General features: G+C 43.3%; 13 protein-coding genes. 10 read left to right on the top strand and 3 right to left on the bottom strand.

What is annotated here, in order from left to right:
* Positions 1–57: 57 nt before the first annotated feature.
* Genes SD449_RS12205 through SD449_RS12160 form a run of 10 tightly spaced genes read left to right on the top strand, consistent with a single transcriptional unit; the run spans position 58 to position 20,919 of the window.
* Positions 58–753 carry an ABC transporter ATP-binding protein gene (locus SD449_RS12205; protein WP_318310934.1) on the top strand — a complete coding sequence of 232 codons (696 nt, stop codon included), beginning with the start codon at positions 58–60 and terminating at the stop codon, positions 751–753.
* Positions 754–786: 33 nt separating this feature from the next.
* Positions 787–3,204: an ABC transporter permease gene (locus SD449_RS12200; protein ID WP_318310932.1), complete on the top strand. Its 2,418-nt coding sequence runs from the start codon at positions 787–789 to the stop codon at positions 3,202–3,204.
* 24 nt (positions 3,205–3,228) lie between these two features.
* The gene (locus SD449_RS12195; RefSeq protein ID WP_318310930.1) at positions 3,229–5,628 is read left to right on the top strand and encodes an ABC transporter permease; all 2,400 of its coding nucleotides are present in this window, start codon (positions 3,229–3,231) and stop codon (positions 5,626–5,628) included.
* A gap of 10 nt (positions 5,629–5,638) precedes the next feature.
* Positions 5,639–8,005 (top strand): ABC transporter permease, encoded by a 2,367-nt coding sequence (locus SD449_RS12190; RefSeq protein WP_318310929.1) that lies wholly within the window; start codon positions 5,639–5,641, stop codon positions 8,003–8,005.
* A 21-nt stretch (positions 8,006–8,026) separates the two neighbouring features.
* Entirely contained in the window at positions 8,027–10,459 is a 2,433-nt protein-coding gene (locus tag SD449_RS12185) for an ABC transporter permease (protein WP_318310928.1), read from the top strand.
* Between the two features lie 22 nt (positions 10,460–10,481).
* Entirely contained in the window at positions 10,482–12,932 is a 2,451-nt protein-coding gene (locus SD449_RS12180; RefSeq protein WP_318310926.1) for an FtsX-like permease family protein, read from the top strand.
* Positions 12,933–12,957: 25 nt separating this feature from the next.
* Positions 12,958–15,360 carry an ABC transporter permease gene (locus SD449_RS12175; RefSeq protein WP_318310924.1) on the top strand — a complete coding sequence of 801 codons (2,403 nt, stop codon included), beginning with the start codon at positions 12,958–12,960 and terminating at the stop codon, positions 15,358–15,360.
* A gap of 23 nt (positions 15,361–15,383) precedes the next feature.
* Positions 15,384–17,795, top strand: coding sequence for an ABC transporter permease (locus SD449_RS12170; RefSeq protein ID WP_318310923.1), 2,412 nt, complete (start codon positions 15,384–15,386; stop codon positions 17,793–17,795).
* Positions 17,796–17,818: 23 nt separating this feature from the next.
* Positions 17,819–20,245 (top strand): ABC transporter permease, encoded by a 2,427-nt coding sequence (locus SD449_RS12165; RefSeq protein ID WP_318310921.1) that lies wholly within the window; start codon positions 17,819–17,821, stop codon positions 20,243–20,245.
* 11 nt (positions 20,246–20,256) lie between these two features.
* Positions 20,257–20,919 carry an ABC transporter ATP-binding protein gene (locus SD449_RS12160; protein WP_318310920.1) on the top strand — a complete coding sequence of 221 codons (663 nt, stop codon included), beginning with the start codon at positions 20,257–20,259 and terminating at the stop codon, positions 20,917–20,919.
* A gap of 78 nt (positions 20,920–20,997) precedes the next feature.
* Here the strand turns inward: SD449_RS12160 and SD449_RS12155 are convergent, their stop codons facing one another.
* From SD449_RS12155 to accB, 3 genes are all read right to left on the bottom strand, one after another.
* On the bottom strand, positions 20,998–22,119 hold the full coding sequence (locus tag SD449_RS12155) for an NAD(P)/FAD-dependent oxidoreductase (RefSeq protein WP_318310919.1): 1,122 nt from the start codon (positions 22,117–22,119) through the stop codon (positions 20,998–21,000).
* A 32-nt stretch (positions 22,120–22,151) separates the two neighbouring features.
* Entirely contained in the window at positions 22,152–23,510 is a 1,359-nt protein-coding gene (accC, locus tag SD449_RS12150) for an acetyl-CoA carboxylase biotin carboxylase subunit (RefSeq protein WP_318310918.1), read from the bottom strand.
* 84 nt (positions 23,511–23,594) lie between these two features.
* Positions 23,595–24,095, bottom strand: a complete 501-nt coding sequence (gene accB, locus SD449_RS12145; RefSeq protein ID WP_318310916.1) for an acetyl-CoA carboxylase biotin carboxyl carrier protein — start codon at positions 24,093–24,095, stop codon at positions 23,595–23,597.
* Between the last annotated feature and the right edge of the window lie 19 nt (positions 24,096–24,114).

The raw sequence follows: 24,114 nt of genomic DNA, 5'->3' as shown, positions 1-24,114 counted from the left end.
AAATGTAACAACAATCAAAAGAACAGAGTCTTTAAAAACAAAAAACAACCATTAAAAATGATAAAGATAACAGACCTTAAAAAAAGTTTCCGAACAGAGGAGGTAGAGACCTTGGCTTTGAACGGGGTGAACCTTAAAGTGGAAGAAGGGGAATTCGTGGCGATCATGGGGCCATCGGGATGTGGAAAATCTACCTTGTTGAACATTGTGGGCATGCTGGACAACCCCACCGAGGGCAGCTACAATTTTGCTGGGCACGAAGTGGGCGGATTAAAGGAAAGCCAGCGCACCCAGCTCAGAAAAGGAAATCTGGGATTTGTTTTCCAGAGCTTTAACCTGATCGACGAGCTTACCGTTTTTGAAAACGTGGAACTGCCCTTGATTTACCTTAAGATGAACAAGGCCGAGCGCAGGGAAAAAGTACAAAAAGTGTTGGAGCGAATGAAGATAGCCCACAGGGAAAAACACTTTCCCCAGCAACTCTCAGGGGGGCAGCAGCAAAGGGTGGCCATAGCCCGTGCCGTGGTGACCAATCCAAAACTGATCTTGGCGGATGAGCCGACTGGTAACTTGGACTCCAAAAACGGACTCGAGGTAATGAAGTTGCTTACAGAGCTCAACCAAGAAGGGACCACCATTGTTATGGTAACGCACTCCGACCACGATTCACACTATGCACACAGGGTCATAAACCTATTTGATGGACAAATAGTGACCGAAAGCCAAAATAAACCTCTCAAAGCCATGATATAAAAGGAGTTTAATCATCAATCAAAAATCAATCACATGTTCAAGAACCACTTAAATATCGCATGGAGAAGCATTAAGAAGGACAAGCTCTTCACATTTATAAAAATAGGTGGGTTTGCCGTTGGTATCGCGGCCTGTCTTTTGATCACCCTTTTCATCGGCAATGAATCCAGTTATGATACCCATTACCAAAACAAAGACCACATATACCGAGTGGTGTTCCAAGGAGAGATTCAAGGAGAGGTAATGAAGAGCACCCACTTTCAATTGCCTTTTTCCGATGCACTCCAATCTGATTTTGCTGAAATAACCAAGGCAGGAAAAGTGAACACCATTGAAATCTTTGGTGCGGGCAAACGAGGTTTTAGGATAAACGGGGCACAGGAGAACACTTTTGAAGAGAACTTCATCATTGCGGATCAGGAGGCTTTTGAGATTTTGGAAATCGAACTGGAACAGGGAGACCCGACAACTGCGTTGACCAACCCCAAAAGTATCGTGATTTCCAAATCCAAAGCGGATAAATATTTTCCCAGCGGCAACGCTTTGGAACAGCTTGTGTTCTTGGACAACGATACATCAAATCCCTATACCGTCACAGGTATCATGGAAGACATACCGGAGAATTCACATCTTGATTTTGATTTTATGCTTCCTGTGGAGGACACCAATGGAAGCTGGACGAATCAGAACTATTTTACCTATGTGTTGGTCAATCCGAACACCGATATTCAGGAATTGGAACAAAAAATGTCATCCATTGTTGAAAAATACATTATTCCGGCGCAAATGGAAAGGGGCCGCTCGGCCAGTTTTATAGATGTGCTGCGAACCGCTGAGTACAAACTGCAACCGGTAACAGACATTTACCTGAAATCGGACCTAAAAATGCAGGATGGATTGAAGCATGGCGATGTCAAGTTTGTATGGCTCTTTGCGGCCATAGCCATTTTTGTACTGCTCTTGGCCATTATCAACTTTATCAATATTTCCACGGCCAAATCAGCCAATAGGGCCAAAGAAGTGGGTTTAAGAAAGACCATAGGGGCATTTAGGAACAGTTTGGTCAACCAATTTTTGACCGAATCGGTTATGTTCAGTGTTATTTCTTTTGTGCTAGGTGTGTTTTTGGCTTGGGGACTGCTACCGTTCTTTAATGAAATCGCTTCAAAAGACATTGAACTCCCATGGAGCGATTGGTGGTTTGTGCCCGCATTGCTTGTTGCTGCATTGTTTGTAGGTGTTTTGGCAGGAATTTATCCGGCGTTTTACCTATCGGCCTTTAAACCGGCCAATGTTCTTAAAGGTTCTTTGAGCGTGGGCAGCAAAAGTGGCAGACTGCGTAGTGGATTGGTCATTTTTCAATTTACAACTTCGGTGATCCTGATTATTGGCACATTGATCATCTACCGTCAGATGGACTATATCGTGAGTAAGGAACTGGGATATGATAAGGAACGTGTGGTAGTGCTGGAGGGCACCCATATTCTTGACAACAAAATAGAATCATTTAAACAACAATTATCATCATTATCTCAGGTGAAAAGCGTGACATCCACCAACTATTTGCCCATTGATGGAGGGAGTCGAAATGGAAACACCTTTATGGTCGATGGCCAGGATGATGGAGGAAGAGGTGTAGCTGCACAGATTTGGAAGGTTGACTATGGCTATACCGAAACCTTGGGAATTCAATTGGATAAGGGCAGAACTTTTTCAAAGGACTTTGCCTACGATTCCATCAATTCGATAGTCATCAATAACAAAATGGCCGCAGAGCTTGGTCTAAAGGATCCAATCGGTAAAAAATTGGACAATAACAGCCAAGTTTTTGAGATTATAGGGGTGATAGAGGATTTTCATTTTAAATCCTTGAAAGAGGATATCTCCGCATTGTCATTGGTCATCGGAAAGGACAATGGAGCTGTTTCGGTAAAGCTTGAAAAAGGAAACCCGACCGATGCGCTCGCTGCCATTGAACAAGTTTGGAACAGAAATGTTCCTAATCAAGCACTCAACTATTCTTTTCTGGAGCAGGAATTTGCCCAAATGCACGAAGATGTACAGCGAATGGGAAAAATATTCAACAGTTTTGCCCTATTTGCCATTCTTGTGGCCTGTCTGGGCCTGTTTGCCCTATCAGCATTTATGGTAGAGCAACGAAGAAAGGAGATAAGCATTCGTAGAGTGCTCGGCGCGCCCTTCCAAAATATTTATAAACTGCTCACTTTCGACTTTCTGAAACTTATCATCATTTCAATTGCGATCGCCACACCTATCGGTTGGTATTTGATGAACAGGTGGTTGGAAGGGTTCGCTTACAGAATCAGTATTGGATGGGAAGTTTTTTTAATGGCAGGGGTCATCGCCCTGTGCATTGCCGTACTGACCATCAGCTATCAATCCATAGGAGCGGCCTTTTTACAACCTACCAAAGGTTTGCGCAATGAATAAATCAATCAAAAAATACCATCAATCATGCTAAAAAACTATATTAAAATCGCCTGGAGAAACCTTGCAAAGAACAAGGGTTATACCGTAATCAACGTAGGAGGTCTTGCGTTGGGCATGGCGGTAACGCTCATTATCGGCCTGTGGGTGCAAGATGAGCTGAGCTATAACGATTACAACACCAATAAGGACAAAATTGCCCAAATATTCCAATCCCAAACGTTCAATGGTGAAACCGGAACCGGGCCCGCTATCCCGAGACCATTGGAGAAAGCTTTTAGGGATGGTTATATGGATAATTTTGAGTATTTGGTGATGTCTTCTTGGACCACCTCCCAATATTTAAAATATAAGGAAACAAGCATTTCTCGCGAAGGCAATTTTATGCAGCGGGAAGCTCCCGAAATTCTTGATATAAAAATTTTGAAGGGAGAAAGGGACGGTGTTCGGGAAATCAACTCCATAATGTTGAACGAGTCCACCGCCAAAGCACTTTTTGGTGACGAGGAACCGATTGGAAAGGTAATCGAGGTAAATAGCCAATACGATATGATGGTCACGGCAGTTTACGAGGACCTCCCTTTCAATGCCTCTTTTAATGACACCGAATTCATAATGCCATGGGATAAATATGTCTCAGTGAACGAATGGATCAAAAATGCCGAAGATCAATGGGGGAACAATTCGTTTCAAATGTTTGTCCAGATCGCGGACAATACGACCATGGAATCCGTTACCTCAAAAATTCTGGAGGTAAAACAGAAGCTAAACGAAAACTCCAGGGAATTCAACGCCCAATTGTTTCTATTTCCAATGGAGGATTGGCACCTGCGCAGCAGTTTCGAAAACGGGAAGCAAGCAGGGGGTAGAATCAAATATGTTTGGCTGTTCGGAATTATCGGAGGGTTTGTATTGCTTTTGGCCTGTATCAATTTTATGAATCTCAGTACCGCCCGTTCGGAGAAAAGGGCAAAGGAGGTGGGGATCAGAAAATCCATTGGGTCTCAGCGCTCCCAATTGATCAACCAGTTTTTGGGCGAGTCCTTTTTGGTGGTATCATTTGCCTTTGCAATTGCTGTATTGATCGTTGTGGCGTCCTTGAACGGGTTCAATAATTTGGCAAGAAAAGAAATATCCTTCCCTTGGGGCTCCCTTGCATTTTGGGGTGTTTCTTTGGTCTTTATAACGGTCACAGCTCTTTTGGCGGGCAGCTATCCAGCTCTTTATTTATCCTCGTTCAGACCAGTGGATGTCTTAAAGGGAACTTTCAAGGCAGGCAAGCATTCCGGTTTACCAAGAAAGATTTTGGTTGTAGTCCAGTTCACGGTTTCCGTAGCGTTCATCATCGGAACCGTGATAGTAATGCAACAGATCAATTATGCTAAAAACAGACCCATTGGGTACGATAAGGAGGGTCTGGTCCAGATTCCGACGATGAGCCAGGATTTTACGGGCAAGTTTGAATTGATGCGGGATGAATTCATCAATTCAGGAGCGGTTGTGGAAATGTCCACATCCAGCGCCCCGACCACTAACATTTGGTCCAACCGGAGCGGATTTGTTTGGGAGGGCAAACCAGAAGGTTTCCAAGAAGATTTGGCATGGACCGAAGTGTCCCCTGAATATGCCAAAAGTCTCAACTTAAAGATTGTGGAGGGAAGGGATTTTTCACGGGAGTTCCCCTCGGACTCCAATGCCGTGCTGATCAATGAAACGGCCGTGAAATATATGGGGCTCAAGAATCCAATAGGAAAGTTTATTAAGGACGATGATGAGGAAGACCCATCACCACCTTTAAAGATAATAGGCGTGGTTCAGGATATGATCGCACAGTCGCCGTACGAACCAGTGAAACAAGGCATGTACGTTTTTGATAAATACGGCAATGCTTCCTATTACAATATGAGATTGAATCCATCCCAGAGTGCAAGCCAGAACATTGCAGTAATCGAGAGGGTATTCAAAGAGCATTTCCCGAACATTCCCTTTCAATACGATTTTGTGGACGAGGAATATGCTGAAAAATTTGCATCTGAAGAACGGATTGGCACCCTATCAGGGATTTTCACCGCACTTGCCATTTTAATAAGCTGTTTGGGACTATTTGGTCTCACCTCTTTTGTTGCAGAACAGCGCACCAAGGAGATAGGGGTGCGAAAAGTGCTGGGCGCATCGGTATTTAATGTTTGGAACATGTTGTCCAAGGACTTTTTAAAACTGGTTATTATCTCCTGTTTTATCGCGGTGCCCATTGCCTATTATGTAATGAACGGATGGTTGCAAGAATATCCGTATAGAGTGATTTTGAAATGGTGGATTTTTGCCCTGGCCATGCTCGGAGCCCTCGCGGTAACGGTGCTCACGGTAAGTTTTCAGGCCATACGGGCAGCAAAATCCAACCCGGTCAAGAGTTTGAGAACGGAATAAGAACAGGATCATGATCAAGAACTATCTAAAAATAGCTTGGAGAGGGCTTGTTAGGAGCAAGGTTTATTCAACAATAAACATTGTCGGCCTATCCATGGGACTTGCCGCCTGTATGCTGATAGTCCTTTATGTGGGACATGAGCTGAGCTATGATAAGTTTCATGACGATGCCAGTAACATTTATCAAGCGGAAACTAAGATAACCTTTGGTAAGGACCCCATCTATATACCGTATTTGGATTATTCCGATGCCCCGGAAGGTAAAGGAAGTGTAGCAGGAATCCAAGAATACCTAAGATATCAAAAGGTTTCCGAAAATGTTATGGTTACAAATACAGAGAACCCTTCGTTAAAGTTTTCCGAGGATAACATTTTGTTCGCAGATCCAAACTTTTTTGAGTTCTTCAGTTTTAATCTGATAAAAGGAAACAGCGGTGAGGCCTTGATCAACCCCAACAGTATTGTTATTTCCGAAAGGACTGCCACAAAGTATTTTGCAGACAGCGATCCTATTGGAAGACCACTACAGCTTTTTGGTGATGAGATATTTACGGTTACAGGGGTCTCAGCCGACCCACCTTCGAATTCAAGCATAGACTTTGATTTTATCCTGCCCATTTCCAGTATGTTGGGAATGGAAAAATATAAGGAGGATATTGAACAAGGGCACTTGAACTTCACCACACTTTTCCTGTTGGATGAATCGGCCGACCCTAAAATGGTCGAGGTAGGCCTGCTAAATTCCTTTGGAAAGAACGCAAGTGATGATGTCCAAAAAAAATACCTGTTGAAGCCACTGCAGAGTCTACATTTAGGTGAGGATTGGGCCAAAAACAAATACATCAGAATATTTCCACTGGTAGCACTTTTGATTTTGATACTGGCACTTGTAAACTATGCAAGTCTATCCACTGCCCGCTCTACAACACGTTCAAAGGAGGTCGGAGTGAGAAAAGTAATGGGAGCCCCTAGAAAGGCCATTGCACAACAATTCTATTTCGAATCCGCGCTTTACACGATCATATCGTTCGTTTTGGGCTATTTTTTATGTCTTACACTACAACCCAAATTCTTTGAACTTCTTGGAGTCAAAGTGGACAAAGCTTTCATCTTTAGTCCCGAAATGTTGCTATCACTTTTACTGCTTTTGTTACTAACCATTTTTTTGGCAGCGGCATATCCAGCCATTTTACTTTCATCGTTTAAGCCCATTGTGGTACTACAGGGAAAATTGAGCAAGCAGCAAGGAGGAATAGTGCTAAGAAAGTTTTTCACTGTTTTCCAGTTCGGTATATCGGTAGCTCTTATTATTTGTGCATTTGTAATGGATAGGCAGCTGGATTATTTCAGGCATGCCGATACAGGCGTAAATAGGGAAAATATTGTAATGCTTCCATTTTCCGAAAAGCTCGGCAAACACTTTGGTGCATTTCAGGAGGAAGTCAGTTCACTTCCGGAAATAGTGGAAACCAGCTCTGGAATTCTACCACTTTACAAAGGCCATAACATGATGAGCGCCCAAAGCGATAATAGCGATGAGATGATTTTTTTGCCAACGCTTACCATAAACAAAGACTTTGTTTCAATGATGGGCCTTTCTTGGGCAATTCCTCCTACAGACTCTATTATAAAAATGGGGGATAAATCTGCCGTGATAATCAATCAAGCAGCTGTTGCCAGATTAAACCTAGAAGAAGACCCAGTTCATCAAAAAATTAATGGTCAGTATGAAATCAAAGGTGTTTTGAAAGATTTTAATTACTCTTCGTTGCACCACAAGATAGGCGCGTTATGCCTGTTTATAAAAAATGACCCTTCTTACAAATGGCTTGAAAAAGGGGGGGTGCTCTATGCCAAGGTTGGACCAAAAACCAATATTCCAACAATGTTGGATGGACTAAAGGCCAAATATCAGAAATATGACAACGAGCAGCCATTCGAATATTATTTTCTCGACGATGTTTTTGACTCACAGTATAAAGCAGAAGACCGTTTGGCAAAGATTTTTGGAGTCTTTACGGGCTTTGCCATGTTGATTGCTGTAATGGGACTTTTCGGCTTGGCCACTTTCACGGCATTGCAACGAAGAAAAGAAATCGGGATTAGAAAAGTATTGGGCGCTTCGGTAGAAAACGTAACCACATTATTATCCAAGGATTTCTTAAAACTGGTGCTTTTTGCCATTTGCTTAGCCTCACCATTTGCATACTGGTTTATGGATAAATGGTTGGAAAACTTTGCTTATAGGGCTCCCATGTCATGGTGGATATTCGTTTTGGCCGCATTAGGAACTTTGTCGGCCGCCATATTAACGATTGGTTACCATGCCATTAGAGCGGCCAGTGCAAATCCAATAAAGAGCCTCAGAACGGAATAAATCAATCAAAAAACGAGAATCATGTTCAAAAACAACATCAAAATAGCATGGAGAAGCCTAAAAAAGCAGCCATTCTTCACCTTCCTTAACATATTTGGATTAGCAATAGGAATGGCTGGTGGGCTTTTGCTCGGCCTTTACATTTGGGACGATCTTAACCACGATAACATGTTCACGGATGCGGAACGCATTTATCGTATTAATGCCGACACGAAATTTGGGGGCGCCGAAGAAAATGTTTCGGAGATATCCGCACCCATGGCCCGGGCAATGGTAAACGACATCCCACAAGTTGAAATGGCCACAAGGTTCAGAAATATTGGGAGCGTATTTATTCGACCACAAGATGAAATGGATAACGTTAGGGAGTCCCATGTTTCGTATGCCGACTCTACGTTTTTTGATATGTTCGGAATCAATCTTTTGTACGGGGATAGACATACGGCATTAGTGGAGCCCAATACATTGGTTATGACACGTACTGCTGCAGAAAAACATTTTCCTATTGGTCAAGCAGTCGGAAAAACACTGATAATCAATGATGAGGATGTTTATACGGTCTCAGGGGTATTGGAAGACCTACCAAAGAACTCGATATTTAAGGACAAACCCATTTTTTTGGCCATGTCCGGTTATGAAGATGCTCTACAGGCAGAATGGGGCAGTCACAACTACTATACGTTCGTAAAGTTAACCCCCGGTGTTTCTGGCGAAGACATTCAGGACCAAATGCAGGCCATGGTCGGGAGGTATGTTATTCCTTATGCACAAAAATTCTTTCCCGGTATCACCGAACAACAATTTTTGGAGTCGGGGAATTACATTAACTATTCCACCATTCCCTTAAAGGATATTCATTTATACTCCAAAAGAAGCCCGGAGTTCAGCACTGTCAGCGATATCAAGAATGTGTACATCCTTGGGGCAATCGCTTTGATACTTTTGGTATTGGCTAGCGTGAATTTCATGAACCTGTCCACGGCTCATTCCCTTAAACGGTCAAAAGAAGTGGGTATCCGAAAAACATTGGGATCCCAGCGTAGTGGATTAATCGGCCAGTTTTTGACCGAATCCGGACTGATCGCCGTGGGCTCATTGATTTTTGCCTTGTTGATCGCGGCCCTTGTAATGCCACTGTACAATGACCTTTCCGGGAAAGAATTGTCCATACCCTATGCCAATCCTGTTTTTTGGTTGATTTTGATCGTAGCAGCATTGGTCCTTGGTCTGTTCTCTGGAAGTTACCCCGCATTCTTCATGTCGCGTTTTGTTGCTGCAAAAGTACTGAAAGGTCAAGGGGACAACTCCATTGGAGGCGGTAGGGTAAGAAATGCATTGGTCATTTTTCAATTTAGCATATCCGTATTTCTGATTATGGGGACCCTGACGGTATTTCAGCAGCTTCGCTTTATACAGGGCAAGGACCTTGGGTATGGAAAAAACCAAGTACTGGTCATTAGTGGGGTAAGTTCCCTCGAAGGAAAAAAACAGGCTTTCAAAGATGCCGTGCTTCGCATTGGCCAAGTGAACAATGCCACGCTGAGCAGCTATTTGCCCACGCCATCATCCCGCAGCAGCGGAACCTATATGCTGGCAGAGGATAGGAGCCAAGAAAGATCCATCAATATGCAGCAATGGAATGTTGACGATGATTATATCTCCACAATCAACCTTTCCCTTGTTTATGGAAGGGACTTTGATGTGACAAAATTCCCGACCGATTCATCTGCGGTCATATTAAATGAAAAAGCTGTGGCCGTTTTGGGAAAAACTCCTGAAAGTGTTATTGGAACCCAATTTGTCAATGACTTTGAGAACGGGTCTTTGTCGACCGTAGTCGGAGTGGTCAAGAATTTTCATTTTGAGACACTTAAGGAAGAGGTAGGGGCCCTGGCTCTTTTCAATGGCGGCGGAAATGCGGATAATTTGGCCATCAAGCTCGAAGGAGGAGATGTGACAAGAACCGTGGCAGCAGTGGAGAATATATGGAGGGAGATGGCACCTACACAGCCCTTTGAACATTATTTTATGGACGATTCCTTCAACAATAGTTATGAAGCGGAGCAGCGATTGGGGCAGATCTTCATGGTTTTTACCCTGCTGTCCATCATAATAGCCTGCTTGGGCCTGCTTGGGCTTGCCGCTTTCAATGCCCAAAAACGGGTGAAGGAAATCGGAGTGAGAAAAGTTTTGGGCGCGGGTGTCGGACAGATTGTCTACCGGTTGTCCGCGGACTTTTTAAAATTGGTCGGACTAGCCATAGTTATTGCATTGCCCTTGGGGTGGTATGCCATGGACCGATGGCTTCAGGACTTCTCGTACCGAATAGAGATACCATGGTGGATATTTGCCCTGTCCGCATTATTGGCCATTGGAGTTGCCATAGTAACCGTTAGTTACCAAAGTATAAAGGCGGCCGTAGTGAATCCCGTCAAAAGCTTACGAACAGAATAACCAACCACAAAAAGCAAAGCACATGTTGATCAATCATCTTAAAATAGCCTGGCGAAGTATCTTAAAGAACAAATTGTTTTCCTTCATCAATGTGGTTGGTCTTTCCATTGGCCTCTGCTCCGCATTGGTCATCGGGGCCATTATTTATTTCGATTTTTCGTTCGACACCTTCCATAAGGACAAGGATAGGATATATCGGGTCACATCGCTTTTCAAGTCCGGAAACGATGAGTTTACCAATAGAGGTGTCCCTGTTCCCTTGATGCAGACCTTCAAGGACGGGGTTTCGGGAGTTGAGGTCGCGGCACCTTTTATGAGCGCGAATTTTTCAAAAGTTGAAAACAAAAGTCAGGAGGTGATTCTCAAAAATGTGAACGATGGTATTTTTGCCGACGAGGGCTATTTTCAATTATTTGATTACCAATGGCTGGCGGGCAATTCGCAAACTGCACTATCAGAACCCGCACAAGTTGTGCTGACCAAGAATACCGCAGCAAAATATTTCCCCAAAAAAAGTCCTACAGATGTGATTGGAAGCACCTTGGTCTACAACGACTCCATCAATGTGAAGGTTTCGGGAGTTGTTGCTGATTTTGAAAAAAACACCGATTTAAAGTTTACGGATTTCATGTCCATGAGCTCCGCAAAAATGTTCGGCGAAAAAGAAATTGCGACCAGTGATCAGTGGAACAACACAAGCTCTGGAGATCAATTGTTCTTCAAGGTCAGAGAAGGGGTCGATATGGCCGCCATACAGTCCCGATTGGATGCTTTGGCCAAAGAACACAAAAACACTGCAGCCTGGGCTGTGGATGATGAAAGGTTGTTCGTGCTGCAAAGCTTGCCTGAAATTCATTTTGGGGGCAAAAGCGGCGATTACCCATTCAATAACTCAGACCATGTGGCCAGCAAGACCGTTTTGACAAGCCTATCCTTTGTAGCATTGTTTTTATTGTTGTTGGGCTGCGCCAACTTCATCAACCTAAATTCGGCCCAAGCACTCACGCGCGCAAAGGAAATCGGAATTCGAAAAACCTTGGGGAGCTCCAAAAAGCAAGTGGTGCGCCAATTTTTGGGAGAGACCTTCATTTTGACCGTTCTGGCGACGCTCCTATCTCTTTTGATGGCTCCTTTCCTGTTGCAACAGTTTTTCGAGTTTTTACCAAATGGAATCGACCTTTCCGTTTTATATAGTATGCAAGGGATACTTGGAATTATTTTGTTGGTGACCATTGTAAGTATATTATCGGGCTTCTATCCCGCATTTGTGCTTTCGAAGTTTAGACCGGTTGCCGTGTTAAAGGGACAGTTTACAAAAGGAGACAAAGGCACGCGTTTGCGCAAGACCCTTACGGTTTTTCAATTTGTGGTCGCCCAAGTATTTGTAATCGCAACGATGTTGGTCACCAAACAGCTTCATTTTGTGATGAACAAGGACATGGGCATCAAGACCGAGGCGGTGGCCTATGTGCGCCTTCCATGGAACGATAAGTCCGAAGTAAAAAAAGAAAGGTTGTTTTCCCAAATGGAGAAGATAAAGGGACTTTCCAAAGTAAGCTGGGGCGGAAACCCTCCCACTTCCAACAATATATCATCCACAATTTTGACCTATTTCAAGGAAGAAAACGAGATGCACCAAGAAACCGAAATGCTCTGGGGGGACATAACCTATCTTAAAACCTACGGAATACCCCTGTTGGCGGGCAGGGAAAGATTGAACGACAGTGTAAAGGAGTACATTGTAAACGAAAGGTTTGCCAAGGCTTTGGGCTTTCAAGATCCCGCTGAGGTCGTGGGCACTTTTCTAAAGATGGACAGCACACAAATTCCTGTAGTGGGACTAATGCGAGATTTTAACCAAAGGTCGTTAAGGTCGGACATTAAACCATTGGCTCTGACCGGGGATTGGGGCAACAGCAATTATTCCAGCTTTAATGCCATTCATTTTGACCTTGGCAATAATACCGATAATTGGAACGAAACCATTGAAGGCGTAGAACAGGCATGGGCTTCGGTTTATCCCGATGAAGAGATTCAGGTAGAGTTCATGGACGAATTGGTGGAAGGCTTTTATCGAAGGGAAAGAAGTACGGTACAGCTTTTAAAATGGGCCACAGGTCTGGCCATAGCAATCAGTTGCATGGGATTACTGGGTCTGGTCGTTTACACCACCGAGCGCAGGGTCAAGGAAATTGGCGTCCGCAAGGTGCTCGGGGCGAATTTGGCACAATTGAACCTGCTGTTGTGCAAGGAGTTCCTGGTTTTGGTAGGCATTGCATTTGCCATTGCCGCACCCATATCATGGTACTTGGTCAATGAATGGATGCAAAGATTTGCCTATAAAACCCAGCTGAGCTGGTGGGTGTTTATATCCAGTGGTCTGGGCATGGTATTGGTTGCCTTGGCGGTAATCGGTGCCAGAACGTACAAAACGGCCAACATAAACCCTGTGGAAAGCCTTAGAAACGAATAATACTTAAACGTTAATAATCACGATAATGATGAATTCTTTAAAAATGGCGTTCCGTAGGCTGTTCCGAAAAGGAGAGCATGCCCTAACAAGAATCATTTCATTGACAGCTGGATTGGCTTTTGGAATACTATTGCTTTCAGAAGTGCTCTACTATTTCAGCTACGATAGTATTTATCCGGACGCGGACCGAATTTATCTGGTAGAAGAAAACTTTAAGACAGATAAATCTTCTGAAGAGCTTGAGAATTATCCAAGGGTAAGTGGGGCCATTGCCCCAGGGCTGAAAGCAGAAGTGCCCGGTGTGGAGGCAGCTACCCGACTTAATTCTATTGGAGATAATATCATCTACACGGAAGACCTCAAAAGTTATGATGCGAAGATATCACTGGCAGACGAACATTTATTTGATGTGCTTCCTGTCCCTATGGTGAGCGGAAATCCAGAGGAGATACTAAGGAGCCCAATGAGCTGTATGATTTCCGAAGAAATAGCGGAGAACATGGGGGGCGATGTGATTGGAAAGGTCATAGGCATAAAAGCTTATCCCGACAAAAAATTAACCATTGCAGGTGTGTTCAAAACCTTACCGGACAACGTGAATTACAAGTATGACCTGCTTATATCCATGGTCTCAACAGAACATTTTACTTGGGATGGCACGGATAATTGGATGGGAAACGATAGATATTATGCCTGTGTAAAGTTAAGTCCCGGGGTAATACCGGAAGACTTGGCACCAGCGGTTCGGGCCATGCAGGTAAAACACCAGGATATTGAAAATTTGGAAGAAAAAAATGGTGGATTGGTATTGGAGTATTCTTTCAAACCCATTCAAGAAATAAAGGTGGACAATGTTTGGGACATGATCTTGATTTTGTCCACAATAGCCCTTGCAGTACTGTTCGTTTCATTGATGAACTACATTTTGTTGACCATGGGAACGCTCATAACCCGCGCCAAAAGTTCGGCCATACATAAAACATGTGGAGCAGCGACCAGGAACCTACAACAGATGATTTTTTCAGAAACAGTAGTACTGTTCTTTATTTCCATTGTTGGGGCAATCCTTTTGATATGGGCCTTAAAACCTATGGCAGAGGCACAATGGGGCCACAGCCTTATATCCGTGCTCAACCCCTACGTTATTTTGCCACTGGCGTTGTTGATACTTGTATTGATATTTGTGACCAGTTATTTTCCTGGTCGCTTTTATTCCCGCATTCCAGTAGCTACCGCCTTTAGAAGCTATAAACAGAAAAAAGGCAAATGGAAACTGGTGCTATTGTCCTTTCAATTTTTAGGGGCCACGTTCATTCTCACGGTTTTGGTCATTGTAACCCTGCAATACAACAGCATGAAGACTGCGGACCATGGTTATATTACCGACGGAGTATATTATGCGTCGACCGCCGGTATGGATGGAAACAAAATAGGCCTTGTGTTGAACGAGCTCAGGGCCATGCCCGAAATTGAAAAAGTGGGAATGGGGTACGATGTGCCCATTAGCGGCGCGTCCGGGAACAACGTCATCTCACCGGACGGGGAAAAAGAATTGTTCAATGTGGCCGATTTTTACGAAGTGGACGAAAACTATCTTTCCATACTCGGACTCCAAGTTGATCAAGGGGAAGGTTTTTCAAACGGAAACGCTATTACCAACGATATAATAATCAGCAAAAAAGGAAGTGAGCTATTAAAACTGAACAACGGTTGGTCCGGAGATGTCACAGGAAGGCAAGTGACTCTTACCGCACATGACAATGCAACCATCCGTGGAGTTTATCCTGATTTTGTGATACGATCCATTTCAGAACCCGATTTACGTCCGTCCGTTTTTTTCTATCAGCCCGAAGAGCGGTTTGAAGAACTCAAAATAGAAGACCCTTCCATGTCATTTAATATTCTGGTAGCTGTCAATGAAGGTGCCCAAGAAGGAATTGTGGATAAACTTACGGAGGTTCTCAATCTAGGATTTCCTTATGATGATGCACAGGTCAAGAGTTTGGAAACAGAGCAATTAAAGGCATACAAGGGCCAAAAAGGGTTTCGGAACGCCATGTTGATCGGAAACCTCATCATTTTGATGGTTACCATTATAGGATTGTTGGGCTATACCTATAACGAATCGGTTCGTCGAAGAAAGGAACTAGCGATAAGAAGAATAAACGGGGCAACATTGGCAGATATCCTAAAGGCATTTGTTTCTGACTTGGAATATGTTGCTGTTCCAGCGGTTTTGTTGGGGTTGGTCGCTGCATGGCTAACGGCGGACAAATGGATGCAGAATTTTGCTTTCAAAATGCAGATGCACTGGGGAATATTCGCAGCCTGTAGTCTTTTTATTTTGGTATTGGTGGCATTGATAGCCACAATCAATTATACACGAACTGCAAATCAGAATCCTGTGGATGCCCTAAGGCAGGAATAAATCATCAAACAAAAACGAAAACCATGATCAAGAATTATTTAAAAATTGCCTGGAGAAACCTTATCAAAAACAAGGTCTTTACAATAGCAAATATTGTTGGATTGACCTGCGCATTTACCGTGGCCATTCTTTTGGTAATGACGGCGTTGTTCGAGCTTTCCTTTGATCAGTTCCATAAAAGTAAGGGGGCCACGTACCAACTATATATTTCCAACCAAACACCTAGGGGCACCGAAGTATCCACTTCCAACCCTGTGCCCTTGGCGCCTGCGCTTATGGAAGAGGTTCCGGGGATAAAAAAAATAGCCCGTTCTATTAGCGAGGACGCTTTGGTGACTTACAAGGAAAAGGACCTTAACCTTGACGCGGAATATTCCGATGCCAGTTTTTTTGAGGTTTTTAATTTTCCTGCTCTTTCCGGGAATATCGAAAACCCTATTCCGAACAAAAACGCGGTTGCATTGACGCGGGAAGCGGCCGACAAACTATTTGCAAAAGAGGACCCCATAGGAAAAACCGTAACTCTCCAAATAGGCGGGGAGGAAAAACCTTTCATAGTGGCCTCCATTTTGGAAGAAACCCCCGCGAACAGCAGTTTGGATTTTGAAATTATAATCCCTTTTGAAAACCATCCGGAATATGCATCCAGTCAGGATGTATGGGATTCACAGTTTTTACCGGTCTATCTTCAATTGGAAGAAGGAATGTCCATTTCCCAATTTGAAGAGAACACCCGGTCGTTTGCAAACCTTCATTACAAAGGAAGTATTGAAAGCAGTAAAAGAGATGGCGCCGTCCCCGATGCCAATGGACAGTACAAACAGTTTCATTTGATGCCGGTGACCGACCTACATTTTGCCACATATCAAGGAGGAGTAGCAAGGGCCCCTCGCACTTTTCCCTTGATTATCTTGGGAATAGCCTTGGTCATTATTTTTATCGTAAGTGCCAATTTCATCAACATGAACATCGCATTGAGCGAAAAGCGCCTGAAGGAAATAGGAATGCGAAAAACACTAGGCGCCGTAAAAAAGCAACTGTTCTTTCAATTTTGGTTGGAGAGTATCCTGGTATTTTTAACGTCCATTTCACTGGGCCTTGTTGCCAGCAATCTGTTGCTCGAGCCGTTCAAGACCCTATTTAAGACCAAGGCCACATTTGCCGATGTAGCACAACCGAACGTAATTCTGCTATTTGCCGTTGCCATTTTTTGCATCACCTTGATCGCGGGGGGATATCCTGCCCTTATTATGAGCAGACTGGGCACCCTTAAGGCACTAAAGGGGAAATTAGACCTTGGAAAAAATCGCTTGCGCAACAGTTTGATCGTGCTTCAGTTTGCCATTGCCATCATCTTGATTAGTGGAACCCTGGTACTCCATGGCCAAATAGACTTTATGCGCAATAAGGACCTGGGCTTCAACAAGGAGCAAGTGGTATCTATACCTCTCACTGGCAAAAAGAACAGCTATACCGTCGTAAATCTATTGCGAGAAGAACTGAAGGACAATCCACAAGTGCTGAGTGTAACCGGGGCGGACAACAACTTGGGAATGGGCCGCGATGGTAGCCTTTACTCAAGTATGATGGGCTTTGATTATAAAGGAAGGGGCGTGGTCACCAATGCATTGACGGTAGACTATGAATACGCCAAAACACTGGGTCTGGAATTGATTGCAGGAAGAATGTTCGATAGGGATTATGCCATTGACAGCCTTAGCTTGGTGATCAATGAGACCATGGCCAAACAATTGGGCGAGGAAGACCCGCTTTCGGTACGTATTCCCATGGACGATGGCATCACCTATTCCGTAATAGGTGTGGTCAAAGACTATAATTTCCAAGAAATCAGCAAAACCATACAGCCCCTTACCCTATTCATGAACAAAGATTGGGACCTGTACTACGCCTATGTAAAAATTGCTTCGACCCAACAGGCCCGCTCCTTTGATGCCATAAAAAGTACTTGGGAAAAGATAGAACCGCAAGCGGAGTTCCTGGGGTCCTTCTTGGACGAGAATGTGGACAGGACATTCCGAAGGGAAAAGAACATGGCCACCATTATCACCAGTGGCAGTGTATTGGGAATCATACTGAGCTGTTTGGGATTATTTGCCATTTCCATGTTGGTGGTTGCACAGCGAACCAAGGAAATAGGGGTTCGCAAGGTTATTGGCGCCAGTGTTTCTTCCGTTGCCCTGTTACTGACCAAGGATTTTTTAAAGCTGGTGGGACTTGCCTTTATCATTGCTACGCCGATTGCTTGGTATTTTTTGAACGAATGGCTTCAGAACTACGCCTTTCATGTAAGCCTGAGCCCTTTGTTTTTTGTGGTAGCAGGGCTAATGGCCGTTCTGATAGCTTTCATTACGGTGGGAACAAGGACCATAAAAGCGGCATCTGCAAACCCCGTAAAAAGTTTACGAACTGAGTAATTCCTCATTGAAACAATTAAGCTATGTTCAAAAACTATCTAAAAATCGCTCTAAGGTACTTGCTGAAGAACAAGTTGTATTCTATCATCAACATTTTTGGCCTTGCTCTGGGAGTGGCCTCATTTGTGCTTATAATGCTCTATGTTAATTACGAAAAGAGTTATGACACATTCGAAGGTTCTGAAAATGTCTATAGAACATACATGGATTATCTTGAAGGGGACACTTATGTGGCGGGTGATGCAGCAACATACAATGCCTCTGGCCCTGCCTTAAAGGAAAAGTTTCCAGAAATAGTGGACTATGTACGCTTTTATTATTTTGAAAAATTAGCCTTTAAAGTTGGAGAAAAAATCTTGGAGCAGCCATTGGGGTCATTGGCAGACCCTTCCTACTTCGATATTTTCAATCAACCTTTGATCAAGGGAGATGCGGAAACCGCTCTAACAGAACCTAATTCGATTGTACTTTCAAAATCTTTTGCCGAAAAACTTTTTGGACAGGAGAACCCTATGAGAAAACCAATTTCCGTATTTGAAGATGGCCAAGAGACGCAACTGACCGTTACGGGTATTATGGAAAATGTTCCGAAAAACACCCATTATAGAAATTCGTTTCTCATCTCGTTTGAGACGGAAAAAACTTTGACGGATTTTGGGCCTACGGCCCATGTGCTAAATTGGAACATGAACAACTATTACACCTATTTGAAGTTGGCTCCAAACACCAATATTGATGTCTTGCGTCAAAAAATAATTGACAGCGATATTGAAAAAAGTGAAACCGAAAGACATAACATAGAACCTATTGAGGATATTCATTTATATTCCGATAAGCCTTATGAAGTCACAGTCAATGGTAGTATTTTGAGAATAAAATTCTTAACGGCCATCGCTTTTATAATACTTGTTCTTTCTTGGTTGAACTATGTAAACCTTTCGACGACAAAGTCGATGGAGCGGGCGAAGGAAGCAGGCATAAGAAAAGTTGCCGGCGCAAAAAGATCGCAGCTCATTGTCCAATCTTTAATGGAGTCCGTATTGCTCAACTTTATTGCCATTGCCATAGCCCTGTTGATGATTTTTGGGGCAATGCCTCTCTACAACAACATTACCGGAAATGAGCTCAATCTTGATTGGGGTGTCATGGTAAGTTTTATCCCTTATTTTATTTTTATAATAGGAGGTGTGATTTTGGCCGGACTTTATCCCGCTTTCTTGCTCAGCAGATATTCACCGGCCAAAGCATTAAAAGGAAAGGTAAGGACTTCTACGGAAGGCATCGGGCTACGAAAAGGACTTATCGTCACACAGTTTTTTGCTACAATTGTCTTATTGACCGGGACATTCATTATCTCCAAACAAATTAATTTTTTGGATAATCAACCTATTGGTGCCGATGTTGGTCAAATTATTGCCCTGCACGGAACGGTGGTCTCGACCAAGTCGGATTCTTTGGTAAATAATGATTTTAGGGTGTTGAAAGAACAATTGGAGGACTTCCCCTTTATAGAGAAAACGGCTATTGCAGATACGTATCCAGGGGATAGTTTTGACAATCTCTCCTCTTCCCGAGGAATTTGGTTGCCTGACGGGAGAAGTGATGAGGTCAATATTTTCTATACCTACCGTGCCCAACCAGAATATTTTGACTTGATGGACATTGAATTTTTGGTAGGGGGAACCTTTGTGAAGAATGCTAATTTGGAGAGCAATCAAATCGTAGTTAACGAGACATTTTTAAAAGTTTTGGGAATCTCTTCTCCTGAGGAAGTATTGGACAAAACGGTAACTTTTTGGGGAAACAATAAATGGAAAGTTATGGGCATCATTAAGGATTATTATCATTTCGGACTAAAAACACCTGTTTTGCCCATGGTTATTAGATATGAAAATAATATGAGCAACCTGTTGGTGAAAATCGATAAATCTTCCACCTCAATTGCAGGGATTGAAACCGCGCTAAGCCAAGTTCAAAACAAATGGCAAGAGGTCTTTCCCGAAAGTACTTTCAACTATACCTTTTTGGACGAAAAGTTTGAAGCCCAATATGAACAGGACAAAGCATTTGGAATGGCCTTTCAGATTTTCACCGTTCTTTCCATTCTTATAGCCTCATTGGGACTTTTTGGTCTTACGGCATATACCGTTGTGCTGCGAAAAAAGGAAATAGGCATAAGAAAGGTAAACGGCGCCACTATAACGCAAGTACTAACTTTATTGAACAAAGACTTTGTAAAATTGTTAGGATTGGCCTTCATTATTGCGATACCAAGTTCTTGGTACGTAATGAACCAATGGTTGGAAGGATTTACGTATAGAACAAATTTCAGTTGGTGGATATTCGCTTTGGCGGGAACAACAGCACTTCTGATTACTTTTTTAACGGTAAGCTGGCAGAGTTTTAAAGCTGCTATAGCCAATCCAGTGGAATCATTAAAAGACGAATAAATAAACATACTATGCTATTACAACTCAACAACATATTCAAATGGGTCACTACGGGAGGCCAACGTATTTTTTTGCTGAAAGACATCAATCTGGAAGTGGAAGAAGGAGAGTTTATTTCAATAATGGGACCTTCTGGATCGGGAAAATCCACATTGCTCAACGTCATCGGGATGCTTGATAATTTTGATGAAGGAGAATACAATTTTATGGATGAATCCGTTCATTCCCTCAAAGAAAAACATAGGTCCAATCTGTACAAACAATACATCGGATTTGTATTCCAATCCTATCATTTGTTGGATGAGCTTACGGTAAAAGAAAACTTGGAAATGCCATTGATCTATAAAAAAATCAAAGGCTCCGAACGTAAGGCCATGGTGGCCGATATGCTGGACCGTTTCAATATTGTGGGCAAAAAAGACCTTTTCCCCGCTCAACTTAGTGGTGGCCAGCAACAGCTGGTCGGGGTAGCGAGGGCTTTGATTGCCAGCCCAAAATTGATTTTGGCAGACGAGCCCACAGGTAACCTCAATTCCAAACAGGGCGAGGAAATCATGGAACTCTTCAAACAACTCAACGATGAAGGGGTGACCATAATCCAAGTGACGCATTCCGAGAAAAACGCCGAATATGGCTCCAGAATCATCAATTTGTTGGACGGAAGAATGGTTTGATTTATAATACCAAAAGTAAAGTTCAAACTCAATACAGAAAAATTATTGATTCTTGAACTCGTTGTTTGCTCTTGATTTTTATTGATTGGCTAAATCCGCAAGTTCTTGGCCAACAAGGCTGCCGAGTGCCACACCCATTCCGCCCAAACGGACCCCACAGTAAACAGAATCTGAAACTTGTTTCACTATGGGCGACTTTTGGGCACCAACACCCATAATGCCGCTCCATCTGCGTTCGATTTGTATGTGTTGTTGAGGTAAAATCATTTTTTGGAGCAGTTCTTCCAACTTGTTTTGGATAATTTCCGTTTCCCCAAACTCCATGGTTTCCTCAGTGTCAAAATCAAGGTTTCTACCCCCACCAAATAGAATCCGCTCATCAATATTTCGGAAATAGTAATAGCCTTCATCAAAATGGAAGGTACCTTTTATATGTAGATTTTTGATGGGCTCCGTGATCAGCACTTGGGCGCGAGCAGGCTTTATCGTTTCTGATTTCAAAAGTTTTGATGCAAACCCGTTGGTGGCCACAAAAACTTTTTTGGATGCAAAATCAAAATCGGCTGTCCTGATGATGGCTTTTTGATTGGCTTCAACTACGTCTTTGACCATAACCCCATTTAAAATAGGGATTCCCATGGACAAGCATTTTTGAATCAAGGAACGCATCATCTTCCCCGTATCCAATTGCCCTTCCAGCTGGTGCGTGATGTATTTTTCCTGAATGTTGGAGAACCCGAAGAAATTGGAATTGGTGACAAAAGGGTTTTTGGCAAAAATCGGCTCCATCAAACGGTTGAGATAAGGAATGGATTCCAAGCATTTTTCATAAAACTCAGGTTTTTCCAAAGGAAAAAGTTCGTGACTTCCGTTGAGCTCGAATCCTATGGCCCTGTCTCCCAAAAGATGTCGTAGTCTCTGAATCCCGTTCCAGCGTTTTTGGACGAGTTTCGCCACTTCTTCTTCTGTATGCTGCTCCAGGTCGGATAAAATTTCGGAAACGCTGCCAAAACAGGCAAAACCTGCATTTTTGGTGCTGGCGCCTTGTGGCAAACTTCCTTTTTCTAGAATTAAAATGTTGCTTTTGGGGTACTTTTCCTTCAGGCTGATAGCACAGTTTAGGCCAACAATGCCACTGCCGACAATGGTAAAATCGACATCGGAAAACCAGCTTTTATATTCCCAATAGCTTAATTGCATAAAAGAAAACCCCGATTTTATCGGGGCTTTGTTTAATGTTCGTTTAGATATTTTGGATCCATTTTAAAATCCTCCATGAATTTGGTGGTATAATTACCTGCCAAATAATCAGGATGGTCCATCAATTGACGGTGAAATGGAATCGTAGTCTTTATACCTTCAATTACGAATTCGTCCAAGGCCCTTCTCATTTTGTTTATGGCCTCTTCCCTGGTCTGTGCCGTGGTGATCAATTTGGCGATCATGGAATCGTAGTTCGGAGGAATCATATATCCACTGTACACATGGGTATCCAAACGAACACCGTGCCCACCTGGAATATGAAGGGTGGTAATCTTCCCTGGGGAAGGCCTGAATCCATTATAGGGATCCTCTGCGTTGATCCTGCACTCAATAGAGTGCAATTTTGGGTAGTAATTTTTTCCTGAAATTGGAACACCTCCCGCAACCAAGATTTGTTCACGGATCAAATCATAGTCCACTACCTGTTCCGTAATGGGGTGCTCTACCTGAATACGGGTGTTCATCTCCATAAAATAGAAATTACGGTGTTTGTCCACCAAAAACTCGATGGTTCCCGCACCTTCGTATTTAATGTATTCTGCAGCTTTCACAGCGGCTTTCCCCATATCTTCACGGAGTTTGTCCGTCATAAAAGGAGAAGGGGTCTCTTCGGTAAGCTTTTGGTGCCTACGCTGTACGGAACAATCCCTTTCGGACAGGTGGCAAGCTTTGCCGTACTGGTCCCCTACCACTTGGATTTCGATATGGCGAGGTTCCTCGATAAGCTTTTCCATGTACATTCCGCCATTTCCAAAAGCTGCAGTTGCTTCGGTAACAGCACTATTAAAGCTCTTCTCCATTTCGTCTTCGGACCAAATGGCGCGCATACCCTTACCACCACCACCTGCAGTGGCCTTGATCATAACGGGATAGCCCATTTTTTTGGCCTCTTTCTTGGCGTGTTCCACATCTTTCAACAGGCCTTGTGATCCGGGAACGGTTGGAACCCCGGCTTTTCTCATGGTCTCCTTTGCGGTGGCCTTGTCGCCCATTTTTTCAATCTGCTCTCCAGAGGCGCCTATGAACTTGATATCATGCTCGGCACATATCTTGGAGAACTTGGCATTTTCCGAAAGAAATCCATATCCTGGGTGAATGGCATCCGCATTGGTAATTTCCGCGGCCGCTATAATATTTGGAATTTTTAAGTAGGACTCGCTGCTGGGCGGAGGACCGATACAAACTGCTTCATCTGCAAACCTCACATGAAGGCTTTCCTCGTCGGCCTTGGAGTAGACCGCCACGGTTTTAATTCCCATTTCCTTGCAGGTCCTTATGATTCTTAAGGCAATTTCACCCCTATTTGCAATCAATATTTTTTTAAACATAGAATACGATCTTAAATTCTGAATTCTAAATCTTAAATGTCCCTTGAACTATGGATACTGTTCAAAAAGAACCATTCAAAATCACTATGAAGGGTCTACCAAGAACAATGGTTGGTCAAACTCGACGGGAGAGGAATCATCAACCAATATCTTGACGATTTTACCTGAAACTTCTGATTCAATATCATTAAAGAGTTTCATGGCCTCTATCACACAAAGTACATCTCCCTTATTGATGGAACTGCCAACCTCCACAAATGCCGGTTTGTCCGGAGAAGGCTTTCTGTAAAATGTTCCGATTATTGGGGATTTGATGGTGATGTATTTGGAATCGTCCGATTTTTTGGACTCGGTTGCGGCCGGCGCAGGTGATTCCTGACTTGCAGCTGGTGCTTGGGCTACCGGTGCTTGAGCGGCAGGGGACTGAGCCACTGGTATTTGTTGAACAATGGTGGTTTCTGGAGTGCCCGATCCAGTGCTTCCCGTTCGAATGGTGATCTTGATATCCTCCATTTCCAGCTTCACCTCGCTAGCACCCGATTTAGCAACAAACTTGATTAAACTCTGAATTTCTTTAATGTCCATGGAATATAATTTTGTTAGT

Source organism: Flagellimonas crocea, from assembly GCF_033441595.1.
Taxonomy (GTDB): Bacteria; Bacteroidota; Bacteroidia; order Flavobacteriales; family Flavobacteriaceae; genus Flagellimonas; species Flagellimonas crocea.
This window is presented reverse-complemented; position numbering and strand designations above follow the sequence as displayed.